The sequence below is a fragment of the Magnetospirillum sp. SS-4 genome (assembly GCF_902729425.1).
Lineage (GTDB): Bacteria > Pseudomonadota > Alphaproteobacteria > Rhodospirillales > Magnetospirillaceae > Phaeospirillum.
Genome location: NZ_CACVCH010000070.1, coordinates 243,982 through 268,347 on the forward strand (window position 1 = coordinate 243,982; position 24,366 = coordinate 268,347).

Annotated in this window: 22 protein-coding genes; 11 read left to right on the forward strand and 11 right to left on the reverse strand. The window is 68.2% G+C overall.

Going from position 1 to position 24,366, the window contains the following annotated elements; all coding sequences use genetic code 11:
- Positions 1-3: 3 nt before the first annotated feature.
- The 3 genes from hisS to MTBSS4_RS13270 all read left to right on the forward strand — a co-directional run bounded on the left by hisS (position 4) and on the right by MTBSS4_RS13270 (position 3,482).
- Positions 4-1,242, forward strand: a complete 1,239-nt coding sequence (gene hisS, locus MTBSS4_RS13260) for a histidine--tRNA ligase (RefSeq protein ID WP_173983877.1) — start codon at positions 4-6, stop codon at positions 1,240-1,242.
- Between the two features lie 16 nt (positions 1,243-1,258).
- The gene (hemA, locus tag MTBSS4_RS13265; RefSeq protein ID WP_173983878.1) at positions 1,259-2,509 is read left to right on the forward strand and encodes a glutamyl-tRNA reductase; all 1,251 of its coding nucleotides are present in this window, start codon (positions 1,259-1,261) and stop codon (positions 2,507-2,509) included.
- 91 nt (positions 2,510-2,600) lie between these two features.
- Positions 2,601-3,482 carry a universal stress protein gene (locus tag MTBSS4_RS13270; protein ID WP_173983879.1) on the forward strand — a complete coding sequence of 294 codons (882 nt, stop codon included), beginning with the start codon at positions 2,601-2,603 and terminating at the stop codon, positions 3,480-3,482.
- Positions 3,483-3,496: 14 nt separating this feature from the next.
- On the opposite strand, the gene MTBSS4_RS13275 is transcribed toward MTBSS4_RS13270, so the two are convergent.
- Together MTBSS4_RS13275 and MTBSS4_RS13280 are read right to left on the reverse strand one after the other, a co-directional pair.
- Positions 3,497-4,039 carry a demethoxyubiquinone hydroxylase family protein gene (locus tag MTBSS4_RS13275; RefSeq protein ID WP_173983880.1) on the reverse strand — a complete coding sequence of 181 codons (543 nt, stop codon included), beginning with the start codon at positions 4,037-4,039 and terminating at the stop codon, positions 3,497-3,499.
- Entirely contained in the window at positions 4,036-4,512 is a 477-nt protein-coding gene (locus tag MTBSS4_RS13280) for a disulfide bond formation protein B (protein WP_173983881.1), read from the reverse strand. Before MTBSS4_RS13280 ends, MTBSS4_RS13275 begins: the two co-directional genes overlap by 4 nt.
- A gap of 52 nt (positions 4,513-4,564) precedes the next feature.
- On the opposite strand from MTBSS4_RS13280, the gene MTBSS4_RS13285 reads away from it, so the two are divergent.
- Both MTBSS4_RS13285 and rnr read left to right on the forward strand, forming a co-directional pair.
- Positions 4,565-5,236, forward strand: coding sequence for a DUF6134 family protein (locus tag MTBSS4_RS13285; RefSeq protein WP_173983882.1), 672 nt, complete (start codon positions 4,565-4,567; stop codon positions 5,234-5,236).
- On the forward strand, positions 5,233-7,455 hold the full coding sequence (rnr, locus tag MTBSS4_RS13290) for a ribonuclease R (RefSeq protein WP_173983883.1): 2,223 nt from the start codon (positions 5,233-5,235) through the stop codon (positions 7,453-7,455). The genes MTBSS4_RS13285 and rnr overlap by 4 nt, the downstream gene beginning before the upstream one ends.
- A gap of 286 nt (positions 7,456-7,741) precedes the next feature.
- On the opposite strand, the gene guaA is transcribed toward rnr, so the two are convergent.
- Both guaA and MTBSS4_RS13300 read right to left on the reverse strand, forming a co-directional pair.
- A complete protein-coding gene (guaA, locus tag MTBSS4_RS13295) occupies positions 7,742-9,295 on the reverse strand; it encodes a glutamine-hydrolyzing GMP synthase (protein ID WP_173983884.1) in 1,554 nt (517 codons plus the stop codon).
- Positions 9,296-9,377: 82 nt separating this feature from the next.
- Entirely contained in the window at positions 9,378-9,968 is a 591-nt protein-coding gene (locus MTBSS4_RS13300; protein WP_173983885.1) for a malonic semialdehyde reductase, read from the reverse strand.
- Positions 9,969-10,064: 96 nt separating this feature from the next.
- On the opposite strand from MTBSS4_RS13300, the gene MTBSS4_RS13305 reads away from it, so the two are divergent.
- Genes MTBSS4_RS13305 through MTBSS4_RS13315 form a run of 3 tightly spaced genes read left to right on the forward strand, consistent with a single transcriptional unit; the run spans position 10,065 to position 13,019 of the window.
- Positions 10,065-11,090, forward strand: coding sequence for a polysaccharide deacetylase family protein (locus tag MTBSS4_RS13305; protein WP_173983886.1), 1,026 nt, complete (start codon positions 10,065-10,067; stop codon positions 11,088-11,090).
- Between the two features lie 28 nt (positions 11,091-11,118).
- A complete protein-coding gene (locus MTBSS4_RS13310) occupies positions 11,119-11,820 on the forward strand; it encodes a M48 family metallopeptidase (RefSeq protein ID WP_173983887.1) in 702 nt (233 codons plus the stop codon).
- Positions 11,817-13,019: a multidrug effflux MFS transporter gene (locus MTBSS4_RS13315; RefSeq protein WP_173983888.1), complete on the forward strand. Its 1,203-nt coding sequence runs from the start codon at positions 11,817-11,819 to the stop codon at positions 13,017-13,019. The genes MTBSS4_RS13310 and MTBSS4_RS13315 overlap by 4 nt, the downstream gene beginning before the upstream one ends.
- A 6-nt stretch (positions 13,020-13,025) precedes the next feature.
- On the opposite strand, the gene MTBSS4_RS13320 is transcribed toward MTBSS4_RS13315, so the two are convergent.
- Together MTBSS4_RS13320 and MTBSS4_RS13325 are read right to left on the reverse strand one after the other, a co-directional pair.
- Positions 13,026-14,348 carry a methyl-accepting chemotaxis protein gene (locus tag MTBSS4_RS13320; RefSeq protein WP_254432536.1) on the reverse strand — a complete coding sequence of 441 codons (1,323 nt, stop codon included), beginning with the start codon at positions 14,346-14,348 and terminating at the stop codon, positions 13,026-13,028.
- Between the two features lie 90 nt (positions 14,349-14,438).
- Positions 14,439-16,493: a bifunctional aldolase/short-chain dehydrogenase gene (locus MTBSS4_RS13325; RefSeq protein ID WP_173983889.1), complete on the reverse strand. Its 2,055-nt coding sequence runs from the start codon at positions 16,491-16,493 to the stop codon at positions 14,439-14,441.
- A gap of 156 nt (positions 16,494-16,649) precedes the next feature.
- Between MTBSS4_RS13325 and hslV the strand changes: the two genes are divergently transcribed.
- Complete coding sequence (hslV, locus tag MTBSS4_RS13330) at positions 16,650-17,204, forward strand: ATP-dependent protease subunit HslV (RefSeq protein ID WP_173983890.1); 555 nt, start codon at positions 16,650-16,652, stop codon at positions 17,202-17,204.
- The gene (hslU, locus tag MTBSS4_RS13335) at positions 17,201-18,526 is read left to right on the forward strand and encodes an ATP-dependent protease ATPase subunit HslU (protein ID WP_173983891.1); all 1,326 of its coding nucleotides are present in this window, start codon (positions 17,201-17,203) and stop codon (positions 18,524-18,526) included. The genes hslV and hslU overlap by 4 nt, the downstream gene beginning before the upstream one ends.
- Positions 18,527-18,550: 24 nt before the next feature.
- On the opposite strand, the gene MTBSS4_RS13340 is transcribed toward hslU, so the two are convergent.
- The 4 genes from MTBSS4_RS13340 to MTBSS4_RS13355 are packed head-to-tail and all read right to left on the reverse strand — an operon-like array spanning position 18,551 to position 22,461.
- Entirely contained in the window at positions 18,551-18,964 is a 414-nt protein-coding gene (locus MTBSS4_RS13340; protein WP_173983892.1) for a rhodanese-like domain-containing protein, read from the reverse strand.
- Entirely contained in the window at positions 18,952-21,462 is a 2,511-nt protein-coding gene (locus MTBSS4_RS13345) for an EAL domain-containing protein (protein ID WP_173983893.1), read from the reverse strand. The genes MTBSS4_RS13340 and MTBSS4_RS13345 overlap by 13 nt, the downstream gene beginning before the upstream one ends.
- 7 nt (positions 21,463-21,469) lie before the next feature.
- Complete coding sequence (locus MTBSS4_RS13350) at positions 21,470-22,093, reverse strand: chemotaxis protein CheX (protein WP_173983894.1); 624 nt, start codon at positions 22,091-22,093, stop codon at positions 21,470-21,472.
- Positions 22,090-22,461: a response regulator gene (locus MTBSS4_RS13355; protein ID WP_173983895.1), complete on the reverse strand. Its 372-nt coding sequence runs from the start codon at positions 22,459-22,461 to the stop codon at positions 22,090-22,092. The genes MTBSS4_RS13350 and MTBSS4_RS13355 overlap by 4 nt, the downstream gene beginning before the upstream one ends.
- Before the next feature lie 142 nt (positions 22,462-22,603).
- Here MTBSS4_RS13355 and MTBSS4_RS13360 point away from each other — a divergent pair, with 142 nt between their 5' ends.
- The gene (locus MTBSS4_RS13360; RefSeq protein ID WP_173983896.1) at positions 22,604-23,023 is read left to right on the forward strand and encodes a tellurite resistance TerB family protein; all 420 of its coding nucleotides are present in this window, start codon (positions 22,604-22,606) and stop codon (positions 23,021-23,023) included.
- Here MTBSS4_RS13360 and MTBSS4_RS13365 read toward each other — a convergent pair.
- Complete coding sequence (locus tag MTBSS4_RS13365; protein WP_173983897.1) at positions 23,020-24,360, reverse strand: AAA-associated domain-containing protein; 1,341 nt, start codon at positions 24,358-24,360, stop codon at positions 23,020-23,022. The two genes, MTBSS4_RS13360 and MTBSS4_RS13365, sit on opposite strands and share 4 nt — an antisense overlap.
- Between the last annotated feature and the right edge of the window lie 6 nt (positions 24,361-24,366).

A 24,366-nucleotide genomic window follows, 5' to 3' on the forward strand; every position in this document is an offset into this window, starting at 1 on the left:
ACCGTGTCCAGCCTTCAGCCGGTGCGCGGCACCCACGACCTGCTTCCCGACGACGCCCGCCGCCACCGCCGGGTCGAGGAGGCGGCGCTGGCCGCCGCCCGGCGCTATGGCTTCGGCGAGATCATGACCCCCATCTTCGAGTTCACCGAGGTGTTCTCGCGCACCCTGGGTGAGACCTCGGACGTGGTGACCAAGGAAATGTACACCTTCGCCGACCGTTCCGGCGAATCCATCACGCTACGGCCCGAGGGCACCGCCGGAGTGGCGCGGGCCTTCATCTCGGGCGGCCTCGCCCAGTCGCTGCCCCTGAAGCTGTTCTACCGCGGCCCCATGTTCCGCCATGAACGCCCGCAGAAGGGCCGCCTGCGCCAGTTCCATCAGGTCGGCGTCGAATTGCTGGGCGTCGAATCGCCGCTGGCCGACGTCGAGGTGATCGCCCTGGCCTGGGGACTGCTGAACGACCTGGGGCTGGCCGACAAGGTCAGGCTTGAGATCAACACCCTGGGCGATGCCGAATCGCGGGCCGCCTATCGCAATACCCTGACCGCCTATCTGTCGGAGTTCCGCTCGTCCTTGAGCGAGGACAGCCGCGCCCGGCTGGACCGCAACCCGCTGCGCGTGCTGGATTCCAAGGACGAGGGCGACCGCCGCATCGTCGAGAACGCGCCGCTGATGACCGAATCGCTGACGCCGTCCGCCCGCGAATTCTTCGACGCGGTCACCGCCGGACTGACCCGGCTGGACATTCCCTACACCCACAATACCCGGCTGGTGCGCGGCCTCGACTATTATTGCCATACCGCCTTCGAGTTCACCACCACCGCCCTGGGCGCCCAGGGCACCGTGCTGGCCGGCGGCCGCTACGACGAACTGATCGCCCAGATGGGCGGCCCCCGCACACCCGGGATCGGCTGGGCCGCCGGTGTCGAGCGCCTGTCCATGCTGGCCGGCGACGTCGCCGACCAGACCCGCCCGGTGGCCGTCATCCCCATGGGCGATCCGCTTGCCGCCATGGCGGTGGCCGAGCGGCTGCGCCGCGCCGGCCTTGCCGCCGACCTGGGCTATTCCGGCAACATGAAGAAGCGCATGGCGCGGGCCAACAAGGTCAACGCCCGCTTCGCCGTCATCCTGGGCGAGGACGAGGCCGCCCGGGGCGCGGCCACGCTGCGCGATCTGGATGGCGGAACCCAGGATGAAATTCCGCTGGCGGCGCTGGAGGATCACCTCCGCCGGTTGCTGTAGAAGGGGGAAGAACCGCTTGGCGGCATCCCACCATCGGCTGGTTCTGGTCGGGGCCAACCACAAGACGGCCTCGCTGTCGCTGCGCGACGCCCTGTTCGTGGACGACGCCGCCGCGCCCGCCTTCCTGGAGGGGTTGAAACGGGCCGGACTGGCCGAGGCCATGGTGCTGTCCACCTGCGACCGGGTGGAAATCTGGACCGCCGCCCCCGACCCCGACCATGCCGCCCGCCTGGTCGGTGAGGCGCTGGCGGTCCGCGCCGGGCTGGAGGCCGCCGCCCTGGCCTGCCATCTTTACGTCCTGTCGGGAACCGAGGCGGTGCGTCACGGCTTCGCCGTCACCGCCGCGCTGGATTCGCTGGTGATCGGCGAACCCCACGTCGCCGGCCAGGTCAAGGCCGCCCACCGCCTCGCCCGCGAGGCCGGCACCCTGGGCGGCGAACTGGAATCCTTCGTCCAGGCCGCCTTCGCCGCCGCCAAGCGGGTCCGCTCCGAGACCGCCATCGGCGAGGGGCCGGTCAGCATCGCGGCGGCGGCGGTGCAGACCGCCCGCGACCTGCACGGCGACCTCGCCCAGTGCCGGGCGCTGCTGATCGGCACCGGCGAGATGGGGGAGCTGGTGGCGGAAAGCCTGCTGGCGGCCGGACTGACCGACCTGACGGTGACCGGACCGCGCGCCAGCCGTGCCGAGGCCCTGGCCAAGACCCTGAATTGCCATGTCCTGGCCTTCGAGGACATGCGGGACTCCCTGGCCGGAGCCGACGTGGTGATGACCTGCGTCGGCAGCCGCAACCTGACGGTCACCGCCGACCTGGTGGCGCAGGCGCTGAAGAAGCGCCGCCGCCGGCCGGTCTTCCTGGTCGACGCCGGCATTCCCGGCGATGTGGAGCCCGCCGTCAACCGCATGGAGGGCGCCTTCCTCTACGATCTCGGTGACCTGGAGAAGGTGGCACTGGCCGGCCGCGCCACCCGCGAGGCCGCCGCCCGCGAGGCCCGCGCCATCGTCGAGGCCGAAACCGAGGCCTTCCTGCGCGGCCGCCAGTCCCGTGCCGCCGTGCCAGCCATCGTCGCCCTGCGCTCCCATTTCGAGGCGGCGCGGGACGCGGTGCTGGCCGAGACCGCCGCCACCGATGCCGCCGAGGCCACCCGCCTGCTGGTCAACCGCCTGCTGCACGCTCCCAGCGAGTCCTTGAAGGACGCCGCCGCCGATTCCCCAGATTGGCGCGCCATGGAAAGGACTCTCAGAACCCTGTTCCGGCTGGAGGAGTGATCTCCGCCTCCTTTTCAACGTCTCGCTATCGCGCCAGGACCGATTCAGGCGCATAATGGTGGCCTTGGGGGAGATCGAGAGGAGAGGCGCCATGTCCGCCTACAAATCCATTCTGGTGCCGGTGGGCGATGCCCGATCGGCGGCGGTGCCGCTGGATACCGCCCTGCGTCTGGCCAACCGCTTCGCCAGCCACGTCACGGCCTTGCATGTGCGTTTCGATCCGACCACGGCGGTGCCGCTGGTGGGCGAAGGCATGTCGGGCGCCATGATCGACGAGATGATCGGCCGGGCCGAGACCCAAGCGGGAGAGCGCGCAGCCGAAGCCCGCGCCGCCTTCGAGGCCGCCTGCGAGCGGCTTGAAGTGGCCCGCCTCGGCCAGCCGCCCGCGACCGGAGCGTCGGCGGAGTGGGCCGAGACGGTGGGCCGCGAGGACGAGACGGTCGCGTGGCGCGGCCGCCTGTCCGACCTGCTGGTGTTCGGCCACCCCGGCGGCGAGGCCGAAGCCCCCGCCATGCTGACCATGAACGATGCGCTGATGGCCAGCGGCCGGCCGCTGCTGCTGTGTCCGGCCGAACCGGCCGCCCCTCCCGAGGCGCTGGGATCGTCGATCGCCATCGCCTGGAACGGCAGCGCCGAGGCCGCCCGCGCCGTCGGCTGGGCCATGCCGCTGCTGCGCCACGCCCGGACCGTCACCGTCCTGGCGGTGAGCGAGCATTCCGGCCGCCCGGTGGACGCCCCCGCCGGCGAACTGGCCGCCTATCTCGCCTGGAACGGCGTCACCGCCGCAACCAGCGTGGTTCAGGCCAGCGCCTCCCACGCCGGCGAGGAATTGCTGCGCCAGTCGCGGCTGTGCGGCGCCGACCTGCTGGTGATGGGGGCCTATACCCATTCGCGGCTGCGTCAGCTGATCCTGGGCGGCGTCACCCGCCATGTCATCGCCCACGCGCCGCTTCATGTCCTGATGTGCCACTAGGCTAGATGTGCGGCCTACACCCGCTCGCTCAGCCAGATGGCGACCCGGCAGCCGCCACGGATGGCGGCCGACAGCAGCGGATAGGCCGGCGCCCGCTCGGCGCCCCGCTCCAGCCCGATGTCGCGGTGCCCGATCTCGTCGTCGCGGAATTTCAGGATGGTTTCCTTCAGGGCGGGTTCGTCGTCCCCCAGGATTTCGGCCTGGCGGGCGTAATGCCGGTCGATGGTTTCCTCCACCGCCACGGTGCAGGCCATGGCCGCCTTCTCGCCCAGCAGCGCGGTTCCGGCCCCCAGAGCGAAACCGGCCACATGCCACAGCGGCGACAGCAGGGTCGGCCGCACCCGCCGCTCGCCGATCAGGCGGTTGAAGGTCTCCAGATGGACCTGTTCCTGCTCGGCCATGCGGCGGATGACCGGCCCGGCCTTTCCCTTGCCCAGCACCGCCATCTGTCCCCGGTAGATGCGCACCGCCCCCAGTTCGCCGGCCTGATCGACCCGCAGGATACGGTTCACCACCGCCTTACGGTCGAGGTCGCCGGGAAGGAATGGTCTGGTCATGGCCGCGAGCCCCGCGTCGAGATCAGGACGAAGAGGCCCAGCAGGGCCGAGAACGGCACGTTCAGCGCCGCCATGGTGATGCCCATGAACGACCATGCCGGAGTGTCGCACGACACCTCCACCGGCCGGTTCATCTCCTCCAGCAGATTGGCCACCGACACCGGACCGCCGCCGGCGGTGGCCGGACACACCGCCGAGACCCACCAGTGCTGTTCGACCCCCACATGATAGACGGCGATGCCGCCATTGATCAGCAGGACGACGCCGGCCAGCCGCAACAGCCAAACCGCCGCGCCCGGCCGCAGCCACGCCGCAGCCGCCAGCAGGGCCGCCAGGACAAAGGGCACCCGCTGGATCAGGCACAGATTGCAGGGCCGGAGGCCAAAGCCGTGCTCGGCGACCAGGGCGGTCGCCAGGGCCGCGACGCAGACGGCCAGCAGGCCGGCGGAGAGGAGGGGAGTCGAAATTTTCATTGCGATGCAGTATAAAGCTTGGCTTCGGCCTTGACCACCGTCCGTGTTCGCCATGATCCGCCGCCTTCTGCTCGTCGCCTCCGTCCTGCTGCCGGCCGCCATGCCCGCCCTGGCGCTGCCGCCGTTTCTCGATGGCGCCGCCAGCCGCCGCCTGGACTTCGACATCATCCGCCATGGCGAGACCATCGGCAGCCACTCGATGGCGTTCAGCACCCGCCAGGGCGTCACCGAGGTGGAGTTCAAGGTCAGGGTCCGGGTCAAGATCCTGTCCATCACCGCCTATCGCTACGACCAGCACGGCGTCGAGGTCTGGGACGGCGACCGCCTCACGTCGCTGAGCGCCGACACCGACGACGACGGCGACGTCTACAAGGTGAGGGCGGAACGCCATGGCGACCGGCTGCGGGTGACCTCCAACGACACGGTCGCGGAATATTCCGAAATGCCGGTCCTCAACCTGTGGCGGGTGGTCCCGCCCCAGGCGTCCCAGGTCCTGGACCCCACCGACGGCAAGCCGACCCCCATCGCCGCCGCCGACAACGGCTGGGAAACCATCACCGTGCGCGGCAATCCCGTCCGCGCCCAGCGCTGGACCTGGGACGGCGATCTGAAACGGCAGTTGTGGTACGACGACTCGGGTCGGCTGCTTCAGGTCCATGTGAAGGGCAGCGACGGATCGGACATCTATTATGTCCTGAAAGAGCCTGCTAACCTGGGACGATGAAAAAGCCTCCCAAGCACGTCCCCATCCCGTCCAAGCAGGACGTCCTCGACTTCATCAGATCCTCGCCCGGACGGGTCGGCAAGCGCGAGCTGGCCCGCGCCTTCGGGCTGCGCGGTTCGGACAAGATCGACCTCAAGGCCATCTTGCGCGAACTGGAACGCGACGGCTCGGTCGAGCGCGGCCACAAGAAACGCCTGGGACGGCCCGGCTCGCTGCCCGATACGGCGGTGGTCGAGATCGTCGGCACCGATTCCGACGGCGAATTGCTGGCCCGTCCGCTAGCCTGGGAACAGGACGGCCGGCCACCGCGCATCTTCATGGCGCCGTTCCGCCAGGGGGAACCGGCGCTGGGCATCGGCGACCGCGCCCTGTGCAAGCTGAAACGGCTGCGCGACGACACCTACGAAGGCCGCGCCATACGGGTGGTGGGCGAGGCCAAGGCCCGGGTGATGGGGGTGTTCGAGCCCAATCCCGACGGCTCGGGCCGGCTGCGCCCCACGTCGCGCAAGGAAAAGGCGGAATACGTGGTGCCTCGGGGCGAGACCCTTGAGGCCAAGACCGGCGAGCTGGTGCTGGCCGACATCATGCCGGGCCGGCTTTACGGCCTGCGTCAGGCCAGCGTCAAGGAACGGCTGGGCATGATGGGCGCGGCCCGCTCGGTCAGCCTGATCGCCATCCACGCCAACGACATTCCGTTCGAGTTCCCCGAGGACGCCCTGAAGCAGGCCGCCGCCGAAGGCCCCGCCCCGATGGAGTCCCGCACCGACCTGCGCGCCGTTCCGCTGGTCACCATCGACGGCGAGGACGCCCGCGACTTCGACGACGCGGTGTGGGCCGAACCCGATCCCGACCCCGCCAATCCCGGCGGTTGGCATTGCGTGGTCGCCATCGCCGACGTCAGCTGGTACGTGCGCCCCGGCGACGCCCTGGACCGCGAGGCCTTCAAGCGCGGCAACTCGGTCTATTTCCCCGACCGCGTCGTTCCCATGCTGCCCGAGGAGCTGTCCAACGGCTGGTGCTCGCTGAAGCCGGACGAGGACCGCCCTGCCATGGCGGTGCATTTCTGGCTGGACAAGCTCGGCAACAAGCTGCGTCATCGTTTCGTTCGCGCAATGATACGCTCGGCGGCGCGGCTGACCTATGCCCAGGTCCAGGCCGCCAGGGACGGCCGCCCCGACGAGCGGACAGCGCCGCTGACGGACCCTGTGATCGGGCCGCTCTACGGTGCCTGGAACGCCCTGTTCCTGGCCCGCAAGGAGCGCGGCGTTCTGGAACTGGACATTCCCGAGCGCAAGGTGGTTCTGGACGAGGCCGGCAAGATCGCCTCGATCGAGGAGCGCGAGCGCTTCGACAGCCACCGGCTGGTCGAGGACTTCATGATCTGCGCCAACGTCTGCGCCGCCGAAACCCTGGAACAGGTCCGCCAGCCCTGCATGTACCGCGTCCACGACCTGCCCAGCCAGGAGAAGCTGGAGGGGCTGCGCGAGTTCCTGAGCAGCATGGACCTGTCGCTGGCCAGGGGCCAGGTGCTGCGGCCCGAACATTTCAACCGCATCCTGGCGGCGGTGGCCGACACCCCCAACGCCCACCTGGTCAACGAGGTGATCCTGCGCAGCCAGGCCCAGGCGGTGTATCAGCCAGGGAACATCGGCCATTTCGGCCTGGGGCTGGCCCGCTACGCCCACTTCACTTCGCCGATCCGCCGCTATGCCGACCTGCTGGTCCACCGCGCCCTGGTCAGCGGGCTGCGGCTGGGGGACGGCGGTCTGCCTGCGGATGCGGTTGCAAGCTTCGACGACTGGGGGCAGCACATTTCGGTCACGGAACGTCGCGCCGCCAATGCCGAGCGGGAAGCCATCGACCGCTACGTCACCGCCTTCCTCGCCGACCGGGTGGGGGCCACCTTCAAGGCCAAGGTGTCGGGCGTCACCCGCTTCGGCCTGTTCGTCACCCTGGAGGGCACCGGCGCCGACGGCCTGGTGCCGATCTCGTCGCTGCCCGAGGATTTCTACGTCCACGACGAGACCCATCACGCCCTGGTGGGCAAGCGGAGCCGGCGCACCTTCCAGTTGGGCCAGCGCCTGGACGTGGACCTGCGCGAGGCCAACACGCTGACCGGCTCCATGGTGTTCAACCTGGCCGGCGAGGCCGAGCGCGGCTCCCGCCCCGTCCGGCGCGGCGCCGGCCCGTTCATGCGGCCTCGGCACAAGGGGCGCTGATCCAGATCCGTGCCGGAGGTACGGAGCGCCAATCTGATGACGTTGGCGCTCTATTGGGCCGTTTCCACCGGCATGTGGGATGTGGTCAACAGGCCGACGCCCGCCGCACCCCACCAGCGGCCACGCAACTACGTCAGAGCGCTGACATCCTTCTTCACCAGGGGCATCCGCCGAATCCAGACTTGCCTTCAGCGGCTATGGTCACTGCCGCCACTCTGAGATGTGTGGATAAACTGATCCGTGGCAAGCGAAGGAGCCCTCTGTCATCGGCTAAGTGATTGAAAACTCACTCCCACTCGATCGTCCCCGGCGGCTTGGACGTGATGTCGTAGGTCACCCGGTTGATGCCCTTGACCTCGTTGATGATCCGGTTCGCCACCCGGCCGATGAAGGCCATGTCGAAGGGATAGAAATCGGCGGTCATGCCGTCGGTGGAGGTGACGGCGCGCAGCGCGCAGGCATAGTCGTAGGATCGCGAATCGCCCATCACGCCGACGGTGCGCACCGGCAGCAGCACGGCGAAGGCCTGCCAGATGACGTCGTAGAGGCCGGCCTTGCGGATTTCGTCCAGATAGATGGCGTCGGCCTTGCGGAGGATGTCGAGGCGCTCGCGGGTCAGTTCCTGCCCCGGAATGCGGATGGCGAGGCCGGGACCGGGAAAGGGATGGCGCCCCACCATGTCGTCGGGCAGGCCAAGCTCGCGGCCCAGCGCCCGGACCTCGTCCTTGAACAGCTCGCGCAGCGGCTCGACCAGCTTCATGTTCATGCGTTCGGGCAGGCCGCCGACATTGTGGTGGCTCTTGATGGTGACGCTGGGCCCGCCGGTGAAGCTGACGCTTTCGATCACGTCGGGATACAAGGTGCCCTGGGCCAGGAAATCGGCGCCGCCGACGGCGCGGGCTTCCTCCTCGAACACGTCGATGAAGGTGGCGCCGATGATCTTGCGCTTCTTCTCGGGATCGGTCTGGCCGGCCAGCTTGGACAGGAACAGGTCCGAGGCGTCCTTGTGCACCAGCTTGATGTTGAAGCGGTCGCGAAAAACGCTGACCACCTGCTCGGACTCGCCGGACCGCATGAAGCCGGTGTCGACGAAGACGCAGGTCAGCTGGTCGCCGATGGCTTCGTGCAGCAGCGCCGCCACCACCGAGGAATCGACGCCGCCCGACAGGCCGCAGATCACCCGCCCCTTGCCCACCTGCTGGCGCACCTTGGCGATTTCCTGGGCGCGGAAGGCCTTCATGGTCCAGTCGCCGGCGCAGCCGACGATCTTGTGGACGAAATTGGACAGCAATTGCTTGCCGATCGGGGTGTGCACCACCTCGGGATGGAACTGGACGCCGTAGAAGCGGCGGTCCTCGTTGGCGATGGCGGCGAAGGGCGCGCCCTCCGAGGTGGCGACCACCTTGAAGCCCGGCGGAATGGCGGTGACGCGGTCGCCGTGGCTCATCCACACCTGGACCTCGTCGCCCGCGGCGGCGACGCCGTCGAACAGGGCGCAGGGCTGGACCAGCCGCAGCATGGCGCGGCCGAACTCGCGGTGGTCGCCGGGTTCGACCTTGCCGCCCAGTTGCTCGCACAGGGCCTGCTGGCCATAGCAGATGCCCAGGATCGGCAGCCCCATGCCGAACAATCCATCGGGGGCGCGGGGCGAACCGAAATCGGCCACCGAGGCCGGGCCGCCCGACAGGATCACGCCCCTGGCGCCGAAGGCGGCGATGGATTCGACGCTGACCCGGTTGAAGGGATGGATTTCGCAATAGACGCCGGCCTCGCGCACCCGGCGGGCGATCAGCTGGGTTACCTGTGAACCGAAATCGATGATCAGGACGCGGTCGGACATGCTTCCTCCGGGGAAAGGGCAGCCGGACTTTACCGCCTGCCGCCTCCGGGGACAAGCACGCCCGACCGGGGCGCGCCGGACCTCAAACCACCGAGCAGGCCTCGTCGAAGTCCAGCCGGGGACCGCGGGGATACAGGGCGCTGGCGTCGCCATGGCCGATATTGATCAGGAAGTTCGAGCGGATGGTTGTGCCGGCAAAGAATTCGGCATCCACCTTGGCGGCGTCGAAACCGCTCATGGGACCGCAATCCAGTCCGAAGGCCCGCAGGGCCATGATGAAATACGCTCCCTGAAGGGTGCCGTTGCGAAAGGCGGTGCTTTCGATCAGCGCCTGGTTGCCCACGAACCAGGCGCGGGCGTCGGCATGGGGAAACAGCCGGGGCAGCCGGTCGTGGAACGCCATGTCGTGACCGATGATGGCGGTGACCGGCGCCGCCCTGGTCTTGTCCACATTGCCCGGAGCCAGGGCCGGCAACAGCCGCGCCTTGGCCCCGGCCGAACGCACGAACACGATCCTGGCCGGCTGGCAATTGGCGCTGGTCGGCCCCATGCGGGCGGCGTCCCAGGCCTTGCGCAGCGCCTCGTCGTCCACGGGACGGTCGAGAAACGCCGAATGGGTGCGAGCGTCTCCAAACAACAGGTCCAGTCCGTCCTGATTCAAAACCGCGCTCATGGGTTGCATCTCCTCGATTTTACCTGTACGCCACCGCCCGAATGCGGCAAACATCATCTAAACCTAGGGGACATGCTTCGAGGGGACCAGGGGGTGATGGGGAAACGCAGTGTTGCCCGGGCTGCACTGATCGGATTGCTTGCCGTCCTGGCCGGTCCGGCGTGGAGCGATGCCTGCCGGGCCGCCGATTCCGCCGTGGTGCTGGTCTACCATCGCTTCGACGACAACCGCGTCCCGGCGCTGAACACCGATTCCGAGCTGCTGGCGGCCCATCTGGCCGAGCTGAAGCGCAACGGCCATACCGTGATGGCCCTACCCCAGGTGATCGAATCCATGCGGACCGGCAAGCCCCTGCCGGACAAGGCGGTGGCGATCACCATCGACGACGCCTCGGCCTCCATCCATTCCCGCGCATGGCCGGTTCTGAGAAAGGCCGGCCTGCCGGTCACCCTGTCCATCGCCACCGACGAGATCGATCGCGGCGGCCCCGACACCCTGACCTGGAACCAGATCCGCGAGATGGTGGCCCAAGGCGCCAACGTGGCCAGCCAGGGCGCTGCCCGGCTTCGCATGTCGAGAACCGACGGCGCCACGGTGACCGCCGATCTGGTGCGCGCCCATGCCCGGTTCGAGCGGGAACTGGGCATGACGCCGACCGTGTTCACCTGGCCGTGGGGCGAAACCGGCGCCGAGGCCAAGGCGGAAGTGCGCCGGGCCGGCTATCACGCCGCCTTCGGCCAGCATTCCGGCGCCGCCTGGGCCATGGCCGACGCCTTCTATCTACCCCGCTTCGGCGTCACCGGCCCTTATGGTGACCTGGAACGGTTCCGGCTGGCGGCGCGGGCGCTGCCGCTGCCGGCGGTCGACGTCACCCCCGCCGACCCTGCGCTGAAGGCCAATCCGCCAGCCTTCGGCTTCACCCTGACCGAGGATGTGCCGGGCATCGACGGCCTGACCTGCTTCGCCTCGCACCAGGGACAATTGCGGGTCGAACGCCTGGGGCCGCGGATCGAGGTGCGCATGTCCAAGCCGTTTCCGCCGGGTCGCGGCCGGCTCAACTGCACCGTCGCCACCCTGGAGGGGCGCTGGCGCTGGTTCGGCTGGCAGTTCGTGGCGCCTTGACCTTCTGTTTCATGGTAAGACGTTCCCAATGACGCCGCCGCTTGTGCTCGACATCGATGGCCGCCAATTGCCGCTGGCCGTCCGCCGGTCCGGGCGGGCGCTGCGCATGAGCCTGCGGCTCGATCCCGGCGGCGAGGTGGTGGTGGTGCTGCCGGCCGGCGTGCCCATGGCCGAGGCCGAGCGCTTCGCCCGCCGGCAGCGGGACTGGATATCGCGACGCCTTGCCGCCTTGCCGCCCGTGGTCGGCCTGAACGACGGCGACAACGTGCCGCTGATGGGCCTGGCCCATGTCATCCGCCACCGCCCCGACGCCCGGCGCGGAGTCTGGGCGGAGGCCGGCGAGATTCTGGTCAGCGGCCGGCCGGAGCACATTCCCCGCCGGGTCAAGGCCTTCCTGCGCGAGGAGGCCCGGCTGGTGCTGGCCCATCGCGCCCGCGCCCTGGCCGAAAGCATTGGCCGAAGGCCCGCCCGCGTCACGGTCCGCGACACCCGTTCGCGCTGGGGCAGTTGTTCGGGATCGGGCGCCCTGTCGTTTTCCTGGCGGCTGATTCTGGCGCCCCCGTGGATTTTGGATTATGTGGTGGCCCACGAAGTGGCCCACCTCGCCGAGATGAATCACGGCCCCGGTTTCTGGGGGCTGGTCCAGGACATGGTCGGCGACCCCGCCACCGCCCGCGCCTGGCTGAAACGGCACGGCCCCGACCTTCACCGCTATGGAAGCCCGTCATGACCGCTCCCGTCGCCCCCACCCGCACCCTGGCGGTGCTGCTGACCCTGCTGGTGGCGTTCGGACCGGTCTGCACCGATCTCTACCTGGCGTCGCTGCCCGACATGGCCCGCGATTTCAGGACCGACACCGCCACGGTGCAGATGACCCTGGCCGCCTTCGTCGGCGGATTCGCGGTGATGCAACTGGTCTATGGGCCGCTGTCCGACCGTTTCGGCCGGCGGCGCGCCATCCTGGGCGGCATCATTCTCTATGTCGCGGCCAGCCTGTTCTGCGTCGTCGCCCCCACCATCGAGGCCCTGATCGCCGGACGCTTCGTCCAGGCACTGGGGGCCTGCTGCGGCCCGGTGGTCGGCCGCGCCGTGGTGCGCGACGTCTATCCGCGCGAACAGGCGGCCAAGGTGATGAGCTACATGGCCTCGGCCATGGCGCTGGCGCCGCTGGTGGCGCCGACAATCGGCGGCTGGTTCCACACCTGGTTCGGCTGGCGGTCCAACTTCATCCTGCTGGCCGTGTTCGGAGCGGTGCTGCTGGTCATGGTGTGGCGATTGCTGGGCGAGACCAACCGCCATCCCGACCCCAACGCCTTCGACCCGGGGCGCATGCTCGTCAATTACGGCCGCCTGCTCAAGGACCGGATTTTCCTCGGCCATGCCCTGACGCTGACCCTGATCTTCGGCGGCGTCTTCACCTACCTGTCCAGTTCGTCCTTCGTGCTGATCGACGCCCTGGGGCTGCCGCCGCGCCATTTCGGCCTCGCCTTTTCCATGGCGGCGGCAGGCTACATCATCGGCGGCTTCGTCGCCGCCCGCTTCACCCATCGGGTGGGGGTCGAGCGCATGGTGGGGCTGGGAACCATCGGCTGCACCCTGGCCGGGACGATCATGGCGGCGCTGGCATGGTCCAAGATGATTCCGCCGGGATTGCCCGAGGTGATCTCGGTGGTGGTGCCGGTGATGCTGTTCTTCATCGCCAGCGGATTGGTGCTGCCCAACGCCACCGCCGGAGCCATCGCGCCGTTCCCCGAGATGGCCGGCACCGCCTCGGCGGCGGTGGGCTTCATCCAGATGGGCGGCGGCGCCCTGATGGGCTGGGTCGTCGGCCACGCCTTCGACGGGACCGCCCGCCCCATGGCCACCGCCATGGCGCTGTTCGGCCTGACCGGAACGCTGGTCTATTATCGCCTGGTCGGAAGGAAATAGGGCGGTCTACGAGAACGCCGCCGCCAGTTCGTCCAGACGGCTTTGCACCTCCCGCGACGGCTCCTCGATAGCGGTGACGGCGGCGACAGCGGCCTCGAAATCGCCGTTCTGGTACAGCTTCGCCGCCTCGATGCCCAGATGGTGGACCTTTTCGTGCGCCGCCTCCATGGCCAGGTAGGCGGGATGGCCGGTGATGGCCGGGTCCTTGACGGCGTAATACCACTTGCCCAGCCGGCACGAGCGGTGATCGGCCAGTTCGTTGGGATTGAGGGTGGTGCGGCCGGCCAGCATCTCGGCCAGGCGGCGGCGCCAGATCATATGGTCGGACTTGGCGAGATGGATGACGGCGTTCCTCATCTCGACCTTGGCCACGTCGGCCAGCAGGTCGACGAGGCTGGCGCTGGCCAGGGCCGAGGTGTCGATCATGGCGTTGATGGCGTCGGTGTCGGTGGCCGAGCGGGCGGCGGCCTCCTCCAAATTCTCGGCGATGACCTGCGCCGCCAGCCGCTGCTGGCCGAGATGGTCGGAGATTTCCTGCATCAAGGTGGTGACGTCGCGGATTTCCTGGCTGACGGTCCGCATCTTGCCGACCGAATCCATCACCACGGTCTCGCCGGCCTTGACGGTGTCGGCGCCCTTGGTCATACCGGCCAGGATGGCGTCGGTCTCGGTCTTCAGGACGTCGATGCGCTTCCTGATGTCCAAGGTGGTACTGGCGGTCTGGTTGGCGAGGTTCTTGACCTCGGTGGCGACCACGGCGAAGCCCTTGCCGGCGGTGCCGGCGCGGGCCGCCTCGATGGTGGCGTTCATGGCCAGGATGTTGGTCTGCCGCGCGATCTGCTCGATCTGCTTGACGCTGGCGCCGATGCTGGCGGTGGCCTCGACCAGATGGGTCACCCGCTTGGCCGTCTCGGTGACGGTGTCGACGATGGCGCGCATGGTGTCGACCACGGTCTCGGTGCTGCGCGCCCCGTCCTCCGACACGCCCTGGACCGAATGGGCGTTGCTGGCGGCCAGTTCCGAGGTGCGGCTGATGGCCTGGACGGTCGCCACCAGTTCCTCGGTCGAAGCCGAGATGGTGGTCATGCGCTGGCTCATCTCGCGGATGCTGCGCAGCGTGTGCAGCGCCTGGGTGACGGTGCTGTTGAGATGGATCGACATGCCCACCGACTGGACCAGGATGCCGCGCTGACGCTCCTCCAGCCGCTCGGCCAGCGCCTTCAGCTTGGCCGGAAGCCGCCCGTCGGCCTGGGGAAGCGAGCAATAGCCGCCCTCCATCAGGCGGTCCACCATCGCCTCGAACACGTCCACATCGATCTCGCCGCTCATCGTGTTCCGCCCTCCCTGCCATTCTCTAATATGCAAGATAGAGCGGTGTGCAATCGCAGCAATAAAAAAGTGGCGGCCGTTACTTAAAGTTCAGCGCAGCGACGCCTCGATATTGCCGCCGTCGACCGTGACGGTGCAGGCGCTGACCTTGGACGCCCTGGCCAGCCAGACGAAGGCGTCGGCGACGTCGTCGGCGCCGACCTCGCGCCCCAGCAGATTGCCGGCCATGTAATCCTTCTCGGTCAGGCCACGGGCCTTGGAGCGGCTGGCGATCATCTCGCCGGTCAGCAGGCCCGAGCGGATGCGGTCGGCGTTGACGGCGTTGGAGCGGATGCCGTCCTTGCCGTGGTCCAGGGCGTATTGCTTCATCAGGAACAGGGTGGCGGCCTTGGGCAGGCCGTAGGGGCCGAAATTCCGGCCGGGATTGACCGCCTGCTTCGAGGCGTTGAACAGCAGCGCCCCGCCGGTGCCCTGGGCGGTCATGACGCGGACGGCGTTCTGGGCGACGCTCTGATGGGCGAAGAAATTCAGCTCGAACGAGCGGCGCAGCACCTCGTCCCCGACCGTGCCGACCGCGCCCTGCCAGGCGGCGCCGGCATTGCTGACCACCACGTCGACGCCGCCGAAGCGCTCGGCGACGGCGTCGAAGGCGGCCCGTACCGAGGCGGCGTCGGTGACGTCGCATCCCAGGCCGATGGCCTTGCCGCCGCAGGCCCTGGCGACGGCCCTGGCGGCTTCGGGGTCCAGGTCGAGCACCGCGACCTCGGCGCCCTCGCGGGCGAAGGCCCGGGCGGTGGCGGCGCCGATGCCGGACCCGCCGCCGGTCACCACCACGATCTGGCGGGCCAGCGGCTTCTCGCCACCCTTGCCCAGCTTGGCCTGTTCCAGCGACCAGTATTCCAGGTCGAACAGATGATCCTCGGCCACCGGCTGGAAACTGCCGATGGCCTCGGCGTCGGTGACGCTTTCCACCGTGTTGACGGCGATGTCGGCGGCGATGGCGGCGGCCGAAGCCGAGGCGCCGATGCCGAACAGGCCAAGGCCGGGCACCAGGGCGACGCGGGGCATGGGGTCCAGTTCGGTCTTCCTGATCGCCGAACGCTGGTTGTTGCGGGCGAAATAGGCGTGATAGCGGGCGACGAAGGAGTCGATGGCGGCCTGGGCGGCGGCGGTCCATTCGTCCAGTTGGCCGGCCTCGGGCGCCGGCAGCACTACCGGCCAGTTCTTGGTGCGGATGGTGTGGTCGGGGGTGACGACGCCCTGCTGGGAATAGCGCGCCACCTCGGCCCCGTTGACATAGGCCAGGATGGCGTCCGAGGTGCGGAAATCCATCACCCAGCGCTTGAACGCCCCATCGCCCTGGTCCAGCGCCAGCATGCCGCGCAGGCGGGGCGCCACCTCGGCCAGGGCGGCGGGGGCCTTGGGCAGGCCGGCGGCGGCGACCAGGGTCTTGCGGCCCTTCTCCAGCCGCTGCTCGGCCAGGGTGACCTTGCCGATCATCAGTTCATAGGCGTCACGCGCCGTGTCGGCGAAGGTGAAGATGCCGTGCTTGAACAAGATCAGGCCGTCCACGGTCGGGTCCTGCTCGTAGACCTCGGCCGCCGCCTTGGCCAGGGCGAAGCCCGGCATGATGTAGGGGACATAGCCCATCTTGGCCCCGAACACCTCGCGGCAGATGGCATCGCCGTCGGGCTGGTCGGTCAGCGACAGCACGGCGGTGGAATGGGTGTGGTCGATGAATTTGTGCGGCAGGAAGGCGTGCAGCAGCGTTTCCACCGACGGATTGGGAGAACTGGAGGCCAGCAGGTTGCCGCGCTGGAAATCCACCATGTCCTCGTCGGACAGCGTTTCCAGTCGCCGCAGCTTCAGCAGCGGCGCCAGCCGCACGGCGGGCAGGCCGGCCGGCTCGATGTCGCCCATGTCCCAGCCCGAACCCTTGACGCACAGCACCTCGACCGATTCGCCCAGCAGGTCGGTCACCGTGGTCTTGCACGACGTGTTGCCGCCGCCGTGCAGCACCAGACGCGGGTCGCCGCCCAGCAGCCGGGTGGTGTAGACCCTCTGGGCCAGATCGCGATTGACCCCGGCGGGGGCATATCTGGCGACGAAGGATTCCGCATCCGCATCGGACCACAGCGACTTCATGGCGACCTCTGATCAATCTGAACCGGCAGGGGCCTTCCTACCCTGTCGGAGCCGCCGCCGAAAGAGGGAAGTGCGGCAGCCGGTTCCGGAAGGTGTACCGCCGGATGGAAATTGCTCTATGATGCCGACCCCTCACCGCGGTCGGGTCCGTCATCCATGTCTCACAACAGCGAACGCCTTCCCTCGTGGCACGGCACCACCATCTTGTCGGTGCGCAAGAACGGCCGCGTCGTCATCGCCGGCGACGGCCAGGTCAGCCTGGGTGCCACCGTGATCAAGGCCAACGCCCGCAAGGTGCGCAAGGTAGGCGGCGAGTCCATCCTGGTGGGCTTCGCCGGCGCCACCGCCGACGCCTTCACCTTGCTGGAACGGCTGGAGGCCAAGCTGGAAAAGCATCCCGGCCAGTTGACCCGGGCCTGCGTCGAGCTGGCGAAGGACTGGCGCACCGACCGCTATCTGCGGCGGCTGGAGGCCATGATGGCGGTGGCCGACAAGGATGCCTCGCTGGTGCTGACCGGCCAGGGCGACGTGCTGGAGCCCGAGGACGGCCTGATCGGCATCGGCTCGGGCGGCAATTACGCCCTGGCCGCCGCCCGCGCCCTGATCGACATCGACGACCTCGACGCCGAGACCATCGCCCGCAAGGCCATGCGCGTCGCCGCCGGCATCTGCGTCTACACCAACGGCAACTTCATCGTGGAAAGCCTATGACCCCCGCCTTCAGCCCGCGCGAGATCGTCTCCGAGCTTGACCGCTACATCGTCGGCCAGAACGACGCCAAGCGCGCCGTCGCCATCGCGCTTCGGAACCGCTGGCGCCGCCAGCAATTGCCGGACGCGCTGCGCGAGGAGGTGCTGCCCAAGAACATCCTGATGATCGGCCCGACCGGCGTCGGCAAGACCGAGATCGCCCGGCGGCTCGCCCGCCTCGCCCAGGCGCCGTTCCTCAAGGTCGAGGCCACCAAGTTCACCGAGGTCGGCTATGTCGGCCGCGACGTCGAGCAGATCGTGCGCGACATCGTCGAGATCGCCATCACCATGACCCGCGAGCGCTTGCGCAAGCAGGTGGCGGCCAAGGCCGAGATCGCCGCCGAGGAACGCCTGCTCGACGCCCTGGTGGGCGAGACCGCCAGCGCCGACACCCGCCAGAAGTTCCGCAAGATGCTGCGGGAAGGCACCCTGGACGGCAAGGAGGTCGAGCTTCAGCTGAACGATGCCGGCGGAGCCACCCTGCCCACCTTCGACATTCCCGGCATGCCCGGCTCGCAGATGGGGATGATCAACCTCAACGACATCCTGGGCAAGGCGCTGGGCGGCGGCCGCACCAAGCCGCGCAAGCTGCCGGTCGGCGAGGCGCTGAGCCTGCTCACCGCCGAGGAATCCGACAAGCTGCTGGACCAGGACAAGGTGGTGAAGGACGCCATCTGGACCGTGGAGAACAACGGCATCGTCTTCATCGACGAGATCGACAAGATCTGCGCCCGGTCGAGCGAGCATCACGTCGGCGGCGACGTGTCGCGCGAAGGCGTGCAGCGCGACCTGCTGCCGCTGATCGAGGGCACCACCGTGGCCACCAAGCACGGCCCGGTCAAGACCGACCATGTGCTGTTCATCGCGTCGGGCGCCTTCCACCTCGCCAAGCCGTCGGACCTGCTGCCCGAGCTCCAGGGCCGCCTGCCGATCCGGGTCGAGCTGAAGGCGCTGAGCCGCGACGATCTGGTGCGCATCCTGACCGAGCCCGAGGCCAGCCTGATCAAGCAGTACGAGGCCCTGCTCGCCACCGAGGAAATCGCCCTGTCATTCGAGGACGGCGCCGTCGACGCCATCGCCGATCTGGCCGCCGAGATCAATTCCAGCGTCGAGAACATCGGGGCGCGCCGGCTTCAGACGGTGATGGAACGCCTGCTGGAGGATATCAGCTTCACCGCCCCCGACCAGCCGCCGGGCACCGCCATCGTCATCACCGCCGACATGGTGCGCGAACGGGTCGGCGAGCTGGCCAGGAAAGCCGATCTCGCCAAATTCATCCTGTAGGGAAAGGGGGCGCGCCGCCGCCCCCTACTTCTCCACCGGCCGGCCCTCGCCGATCCAGCGGACGATGCCCTTCTCGACATTGTAGACCTTGGAATATCCCAACTGCTCGGACAGGGCCGTGCCCAGCAGGCGGGTGCGGTTGCCGGTGCGGCAGATCAGGACGACCTCATCGTCCGGTCCCGCCACCTTGGCCAGCCGCTCGATGAAATCGGGCGCCAGCTTGCCCCTCTCGTCGAAGGCCATGATGCGGTGCGCGCCCTTGACGATGCCGGTCTGCCCCCATTCCGGCGGCGTGCGGATATCCACCACCGGCACGCCGCGGCCGATCAATTCGGCCAGGGCGGCATTGTCGACATGCCTCAGCGAATCCTTCGCCTGGGCGGCGAAGCCGGCGACGGCAAGGATGAGGGCGAGCAGGCAGATTCTCACAGCGGCCATGGGCTTTTCTCACGGACCAGGGTTGCGAACTCGTCGGCGGGCAGGGCCTTGCTGAAATAATAGCCCTGGGCCTCGTCCACCTTGTGCGCCAGCAGGAAGTTGAGCTGATCGACGGTCTCGACGCCCTCGACGTTGACGCGGGTGCCCAGCGAATGGCCCAGGTTGACGATGGCCTCGACCACGGCGGCGTTGTCGGGATGCAGGCCGATATCGACCACGAACGAGCGGTCGATCTTCAGCTTGTCCACCGGAAAGCGCTTCAGATAGTTCAGCGACGAATAGCCGGTGCCGAAATCGTCGACCGAGATCACCACGCCCATGGCGCGCAGCCCTTGCAGCACCTCGATGGTGGCCTCGACGTTCTGCATGGCGATGCCCTCGGTGATCTCCAGTTGCAGCATGTCGGGGGCCAGGCCGGTCTGGTCCAGGATGTCGCCGACCATGGAGATCAGGCTTTGGGTCTGCTTGAACTGGGCCGGCGACAGGTTGACGGCGATCTTCATCGGCTCCAGCCCGTCCCGCAGCCAGGCGCGGCCCTGAAGGCAGGCGCGGTGCAAGATCCAGCGCCCCAGCGGCGCGATCAGGTCGGTGCGCTCGACAATGGGGATGAACTCGGCCGGCGGCACCCAGCCCCGGGTCGGATGGCGCCAGCGCAGCAGCGCCTCGCAGCCGACGATGCGCCCGGTCGACAGTTCCACCAGCGGCTGGTAATGCAGTTCCAACTGGTCGGTGCCAAGCGCCAGGCGCATGTCGCGCTCCACCACCTTGCGGGCCTGGACCTCGGCGTCCATCTCCGAGACGTAGAAGTGATAGTTGTTCCGTCCCTCGGCCTTGGAGCGGAACATGGCGAGGTCGGCGTTCTTCAGCAGCTGGTCGGCCTCGGAGGAATCGTCGGGATAGAGCGTGATGCCGATGGAGGTGCTGGTCAGCACCTCGTGATCCTCCAGCCCGAACGGATCGTTGATGCTGGCGATGATGCTCTCCGCCACCCGGCTGGCGCCCTCGGCGTCCTCCAGGTTGGTCAGGATGACGGCGAATTCGTCGCCGCCCAGCCGGGCGACGGTGTCGGTCTCACGCACGCAGCGCTTCAGACGCCGCGCCACCGCCTTCAGCAGCATGTCGCCGACATGATGGCCCAGGGTGTCGTTGATGTCCTTGAACTTGTCCAGGTCGAGGAACAGCAGCCCCAGCCGCCAGCCCGAACGCTTGGCCTGGGCCAGCGCCTGGCGCAGGCGCTCCTGGAACAGGACCCGGTTGGGCAGGTCGGTGAGCGAATCGTGGTGGGCGAGATGCTGGATGCGGGCGGCGGCCAGCTTGCGCTCGGTGATGTCGCGCCCCACCAGCACCAGGCCGCGCCGGCTGCCGTCCGGATTGAACAGCGGGATCTTCATCATGTCGAAGACCTTGGCGCCGCCGTCGGGCGGGGTCAGGGTCTTCTCGTAGGAAAGCGACTTGCCGTCGCGCCACGCCCGCTCGTCGGTGTCGCGGGTGGACAGCAGGAAATCCTGCTGGCCGCGCGACAACCGCGCCAGATCCTGGGCGGTGCGGCCGACGTAATCCACATCGTGCAGCCCCACCAGATCGAGATAGAACTGGTTGGCCACCAGCCAGCGGCCCTTGCCGTCCTTGAAGCAGATCAGATCCGGCAGGGCGTTGATCAGGGTGGACAGCCATTCCTTCTGGCTGCGCAGTTCCTCCTCGTTGGCCTTGCGCGCCGTGATGTCATGGCCGATGGCGACGAACAGGCGCTGCCCCCCCAGTTCCATGGCCGACAGCGACAGTTCCAGCGGAAAGCGGGCGCGGATCTTACGCAGTCCGGTGACCTCCGTCCGGCGCTCCAGATAGTCGTCCAGGACCAGAACCCGGCTGGAATCGGCCAGTTGCGGAATCAGGGTGGCGATGTTCTTGCCGACGATCTCGAACGGGGCGTAGCCGAAAATGCGCTCGGCCGCCGGATTGTAGGTGCCGATGGCCCCGTCCTCGCCGAAGGTGATGATGGCGTCGGCGGTGTTGTCGACGATGGCGCGGTTATGCAGTTCCGACAGCCGGTAATTCTCGGCCAGCGCCTCCATGGTCCGGGCCTGCTGGCGCAGCGTCGCCTCGCGCGACGCCATGGCGGTGACGTCGAACACCTGGATCAGGCAGCAGCGGTCGCCGTCCATCTCCAGGGGCTTGGCCACCACGATCTGATGCATGGGATCGCGCCGGTCGGCGCTGCGGCCCTCGCGGGTCAGGGGAAACAGCGCCTTGTTGAGCGACGACGACAGCATGGCCGACAGCCCTCGGTTCAAGGCCTGATCCACCACCTGGAGAATGCGCGAACCGGCCAGGCCGGGGAAAATGTCGGCCAGCGTCCGTCCCAGCGCCCGGCCGGCGCCGATGCCCGACGCCGTCCCCATCCAGGCGTTCCACAGGCTGACGCGGCCGTCGCGGTCCACCAGGATCAGGCCGATCTCGCCGGCGTCGGTCAGGGTCTGGAGAAGCGGGGAAAGCGGCATGAATCGGTCACTCACCCGCCATGCTGCGGGCGACATAGGCGGCAACGGCCCCCGAGAATCCCCGGGCCGAATCGATGTCCATCACGAAGGCGAGGTAGCCCTGCACCCCCTTGGCGGCAAGGCTGAAATCGACCTGGAGGAACATCACCAGTTCGGTGTCGGGGTGCTTGGCGTCCAGAATGCGGGTGCCGCGACCGCGCACATAGGACGGCAGGGAGCTTTCGATGGAAATGCCCAATTGGTTGGCGAGGCTGCCCAGGCAGGCATTGAGGATGATGTTGCCGACTTCGAGCAGGGCTTCCTGTTCAAGCTCGGTCAGCGAGTCCAGCGGCACCGAATCGCCCATCATGGAACGGACCAGATCCAGGCTCTTGCTTTCGGGGAAGATCAGCAGGATGTCGCCGGAAAAGGCGCTGGTGAAGCGCTGGCGCACCGCCACGGAATCCGTGCGGCCGGTGGCCTGGTCGATGCGAAGCGCGGCCAGGGCGGGATTGAGGAATTCGACGAAGGGAACCGACAGGGTGACCTCGTCTTCGATCAGCTGCGACAGCGAGGCCGCGGCCTGGCCGATGGCGACGTTGAGGATTTCGGTGATGGCGTCGCGTTCGATGTCGCCGATGGCTTCCGTCATGACGTCGCGTGTCCACCGTCGAGAAAGTCCAACAGCGCCTCGTCCTTGAGGGGCTTGGACATGAAGCCGATCCCCAGCTCCGCCGCCTTGTGGCGGATGGGGTCCTGGATATTGGCGGTCAGCAGACTGACGATCGCCCTGGGGCAGCGCTCGCGCAGGCGCCGCGCCGCCTCCAGTCCGTCGATGCCCGGCATGTTGACATCCATCAGCACGAAATCGGGACGGTCGAGGGCGATGGCGGTCAGCGCCTCCTCGCCGCTGGCGGCCTCGATGATGTCCCAGCCGGGACGCAGGCGCTCGATGGCGGCGCGGGTCATCATTCGCGCCACGCGGCTGTCGTCCACCAGCATTATGATCGTGTTGGTCATGACCACGCTCCAGGCCGCGTCCGGGGAGGGGTGTTCGGGTCGATCCGCTCGAATCCACCGGTCCGGCTGATAAAATCTATGCTTGACGCATCGCCGCATCGCAAGGGTAAAGTCCAGGCCAGCCCGTCGGGAGAGTACAAGAATGATCAGCCACCACGCGGCCCTTATCAACGTCATGGTCATGACCTCCGCCGCCGATGGCGACATGACCGACGCGGAACTGCGGATGATTGGCGAAATCGTCAATTTCCTGCCCATCTTCCGCGACTACGACCCCGCCCTGCTGACCTCCTCCGCCGCCGCCTGCGCCGAGATGCTGGATTCCGACAACGGGCTGGACACCATGCTGGACGTGGTCCGCCGTTCGCTGCCGCCCCGGCTGCGCGAAACCGCCTATGCCCTGGCCTGCGACGTCGCCGCCGCCGATGGCGAGCCGCACCCGGAGGTCCGGCGATTGCTGGAACTGTTCCGCCACCGCCTCGACATCGACCGTCTAGTGGCCGCCGCCATCGAACGCGCCGCCATCGCCCGCTTCGCCGTCGGGGACTCGCCGATACTCTAATCCTCGGCCCGGCCGTCCTCGGCCTCCATCTCCTCCACCACGTCCTCGGGCAGCATCAGGACGCCGGAATTGTAGTCGTAATCGAAGATTTCGGCATAACGGCCCCAGGTGATGGCGGTTTCCAGCACGCGCTCGGCCTCGCCATCAGTGAGGTAGTCCTGCAATTCCTGGAGAAAGCGGTCTTCCGGGGCGCGGTGATCCCGGCGTTCGTCCAGCACCCGGCGGATATGGGCGGCCAGCGGAATGTTGCGTAGCAAGGTCTCGGCGAACAGTTCCTTGCGGGTGGAATCGTCGGCATCGATGAAGGCGCGGCCGGCGGCGGTGATGAAGATATCGCCGGCGGCGATGCGGGCCAGCCCCAGCACCCGCAATCCCTCGAACAGGTGGAACAGGATGTCGTCCTCCAGCTCGGTTTCCTCGGCCAGTTGCGGCAGGTCGGCGCGGCCGTTGAACGGCGGCTCGGCCAGGGTCTCCAGCAATCCCTCCAGCTTTCCCGGCGTGGTGTCGGGCAGGCGATAGCCGAGCGTCAGCTGGTCCTGGGCGCCGCCGACGCCGCCCCTGACATTGGCGGTCATCAGGGTATAGACCTCGTCGACGATCTGGCGGAAGGCCGGCGATTCCGGATCGCGCGGCCGCGGCAGGCCGACCCTGATCTCGGCCCGCACCCGGCCGGGATCGCTGGAGAACACCAGAACCCGGTCGGCGATGGACACCGCCTCCTCGATATTGTGGGACACCAGCAAGATGCCCTTGGTGGGAATCTTGCGTTCTTCCCACAGGTCGATCAGGTCCTCGCGCAGGGTCTCGGATGTCAGCACGTCCAGCGCCGAGAACGGCTCGTCCAGCAGCAGGACGTCGGGACGCATCACCAGGGCGCGGGCGAAGCCGACGCGCTGGCGCATGCCGCCCGACAATTCCTTCGGATAGGCGCCTTCGTAGCCGCCCAGGCCGATCAGGTCGATGACGTCGCCGGCCCGCTGTTCCCGCTCGGCCCTGGCCACGCCGGCGGCCTCCAGGCCCAGCTCGACGTTCTCCTGCACCGTCAGCCAGGGAAACAGGGCGAAGGACTGGAACACCATGGCGATGCCCTTGGCCGGGCCGCCGACCTTGCGGCCGCGATACAGCACATCGCCGCCATTGGCGGAAATCAGACCGGCCATGATGCGCAGCAAGGTCGACTTGCCCGACCCAGACTTGCCCAGCAGGGCGACGATCTCGCCTTCCTCCAGGCGGAAATCGACGCCTTCGAGGACGGTGCGTTCCTGGCGTTCGGGGGTGCGGAAGGTCTTGCGCACGCCTCTGAGGTCGAGCAGGGCCACGGAAACGGGATCGGACATGCTGAT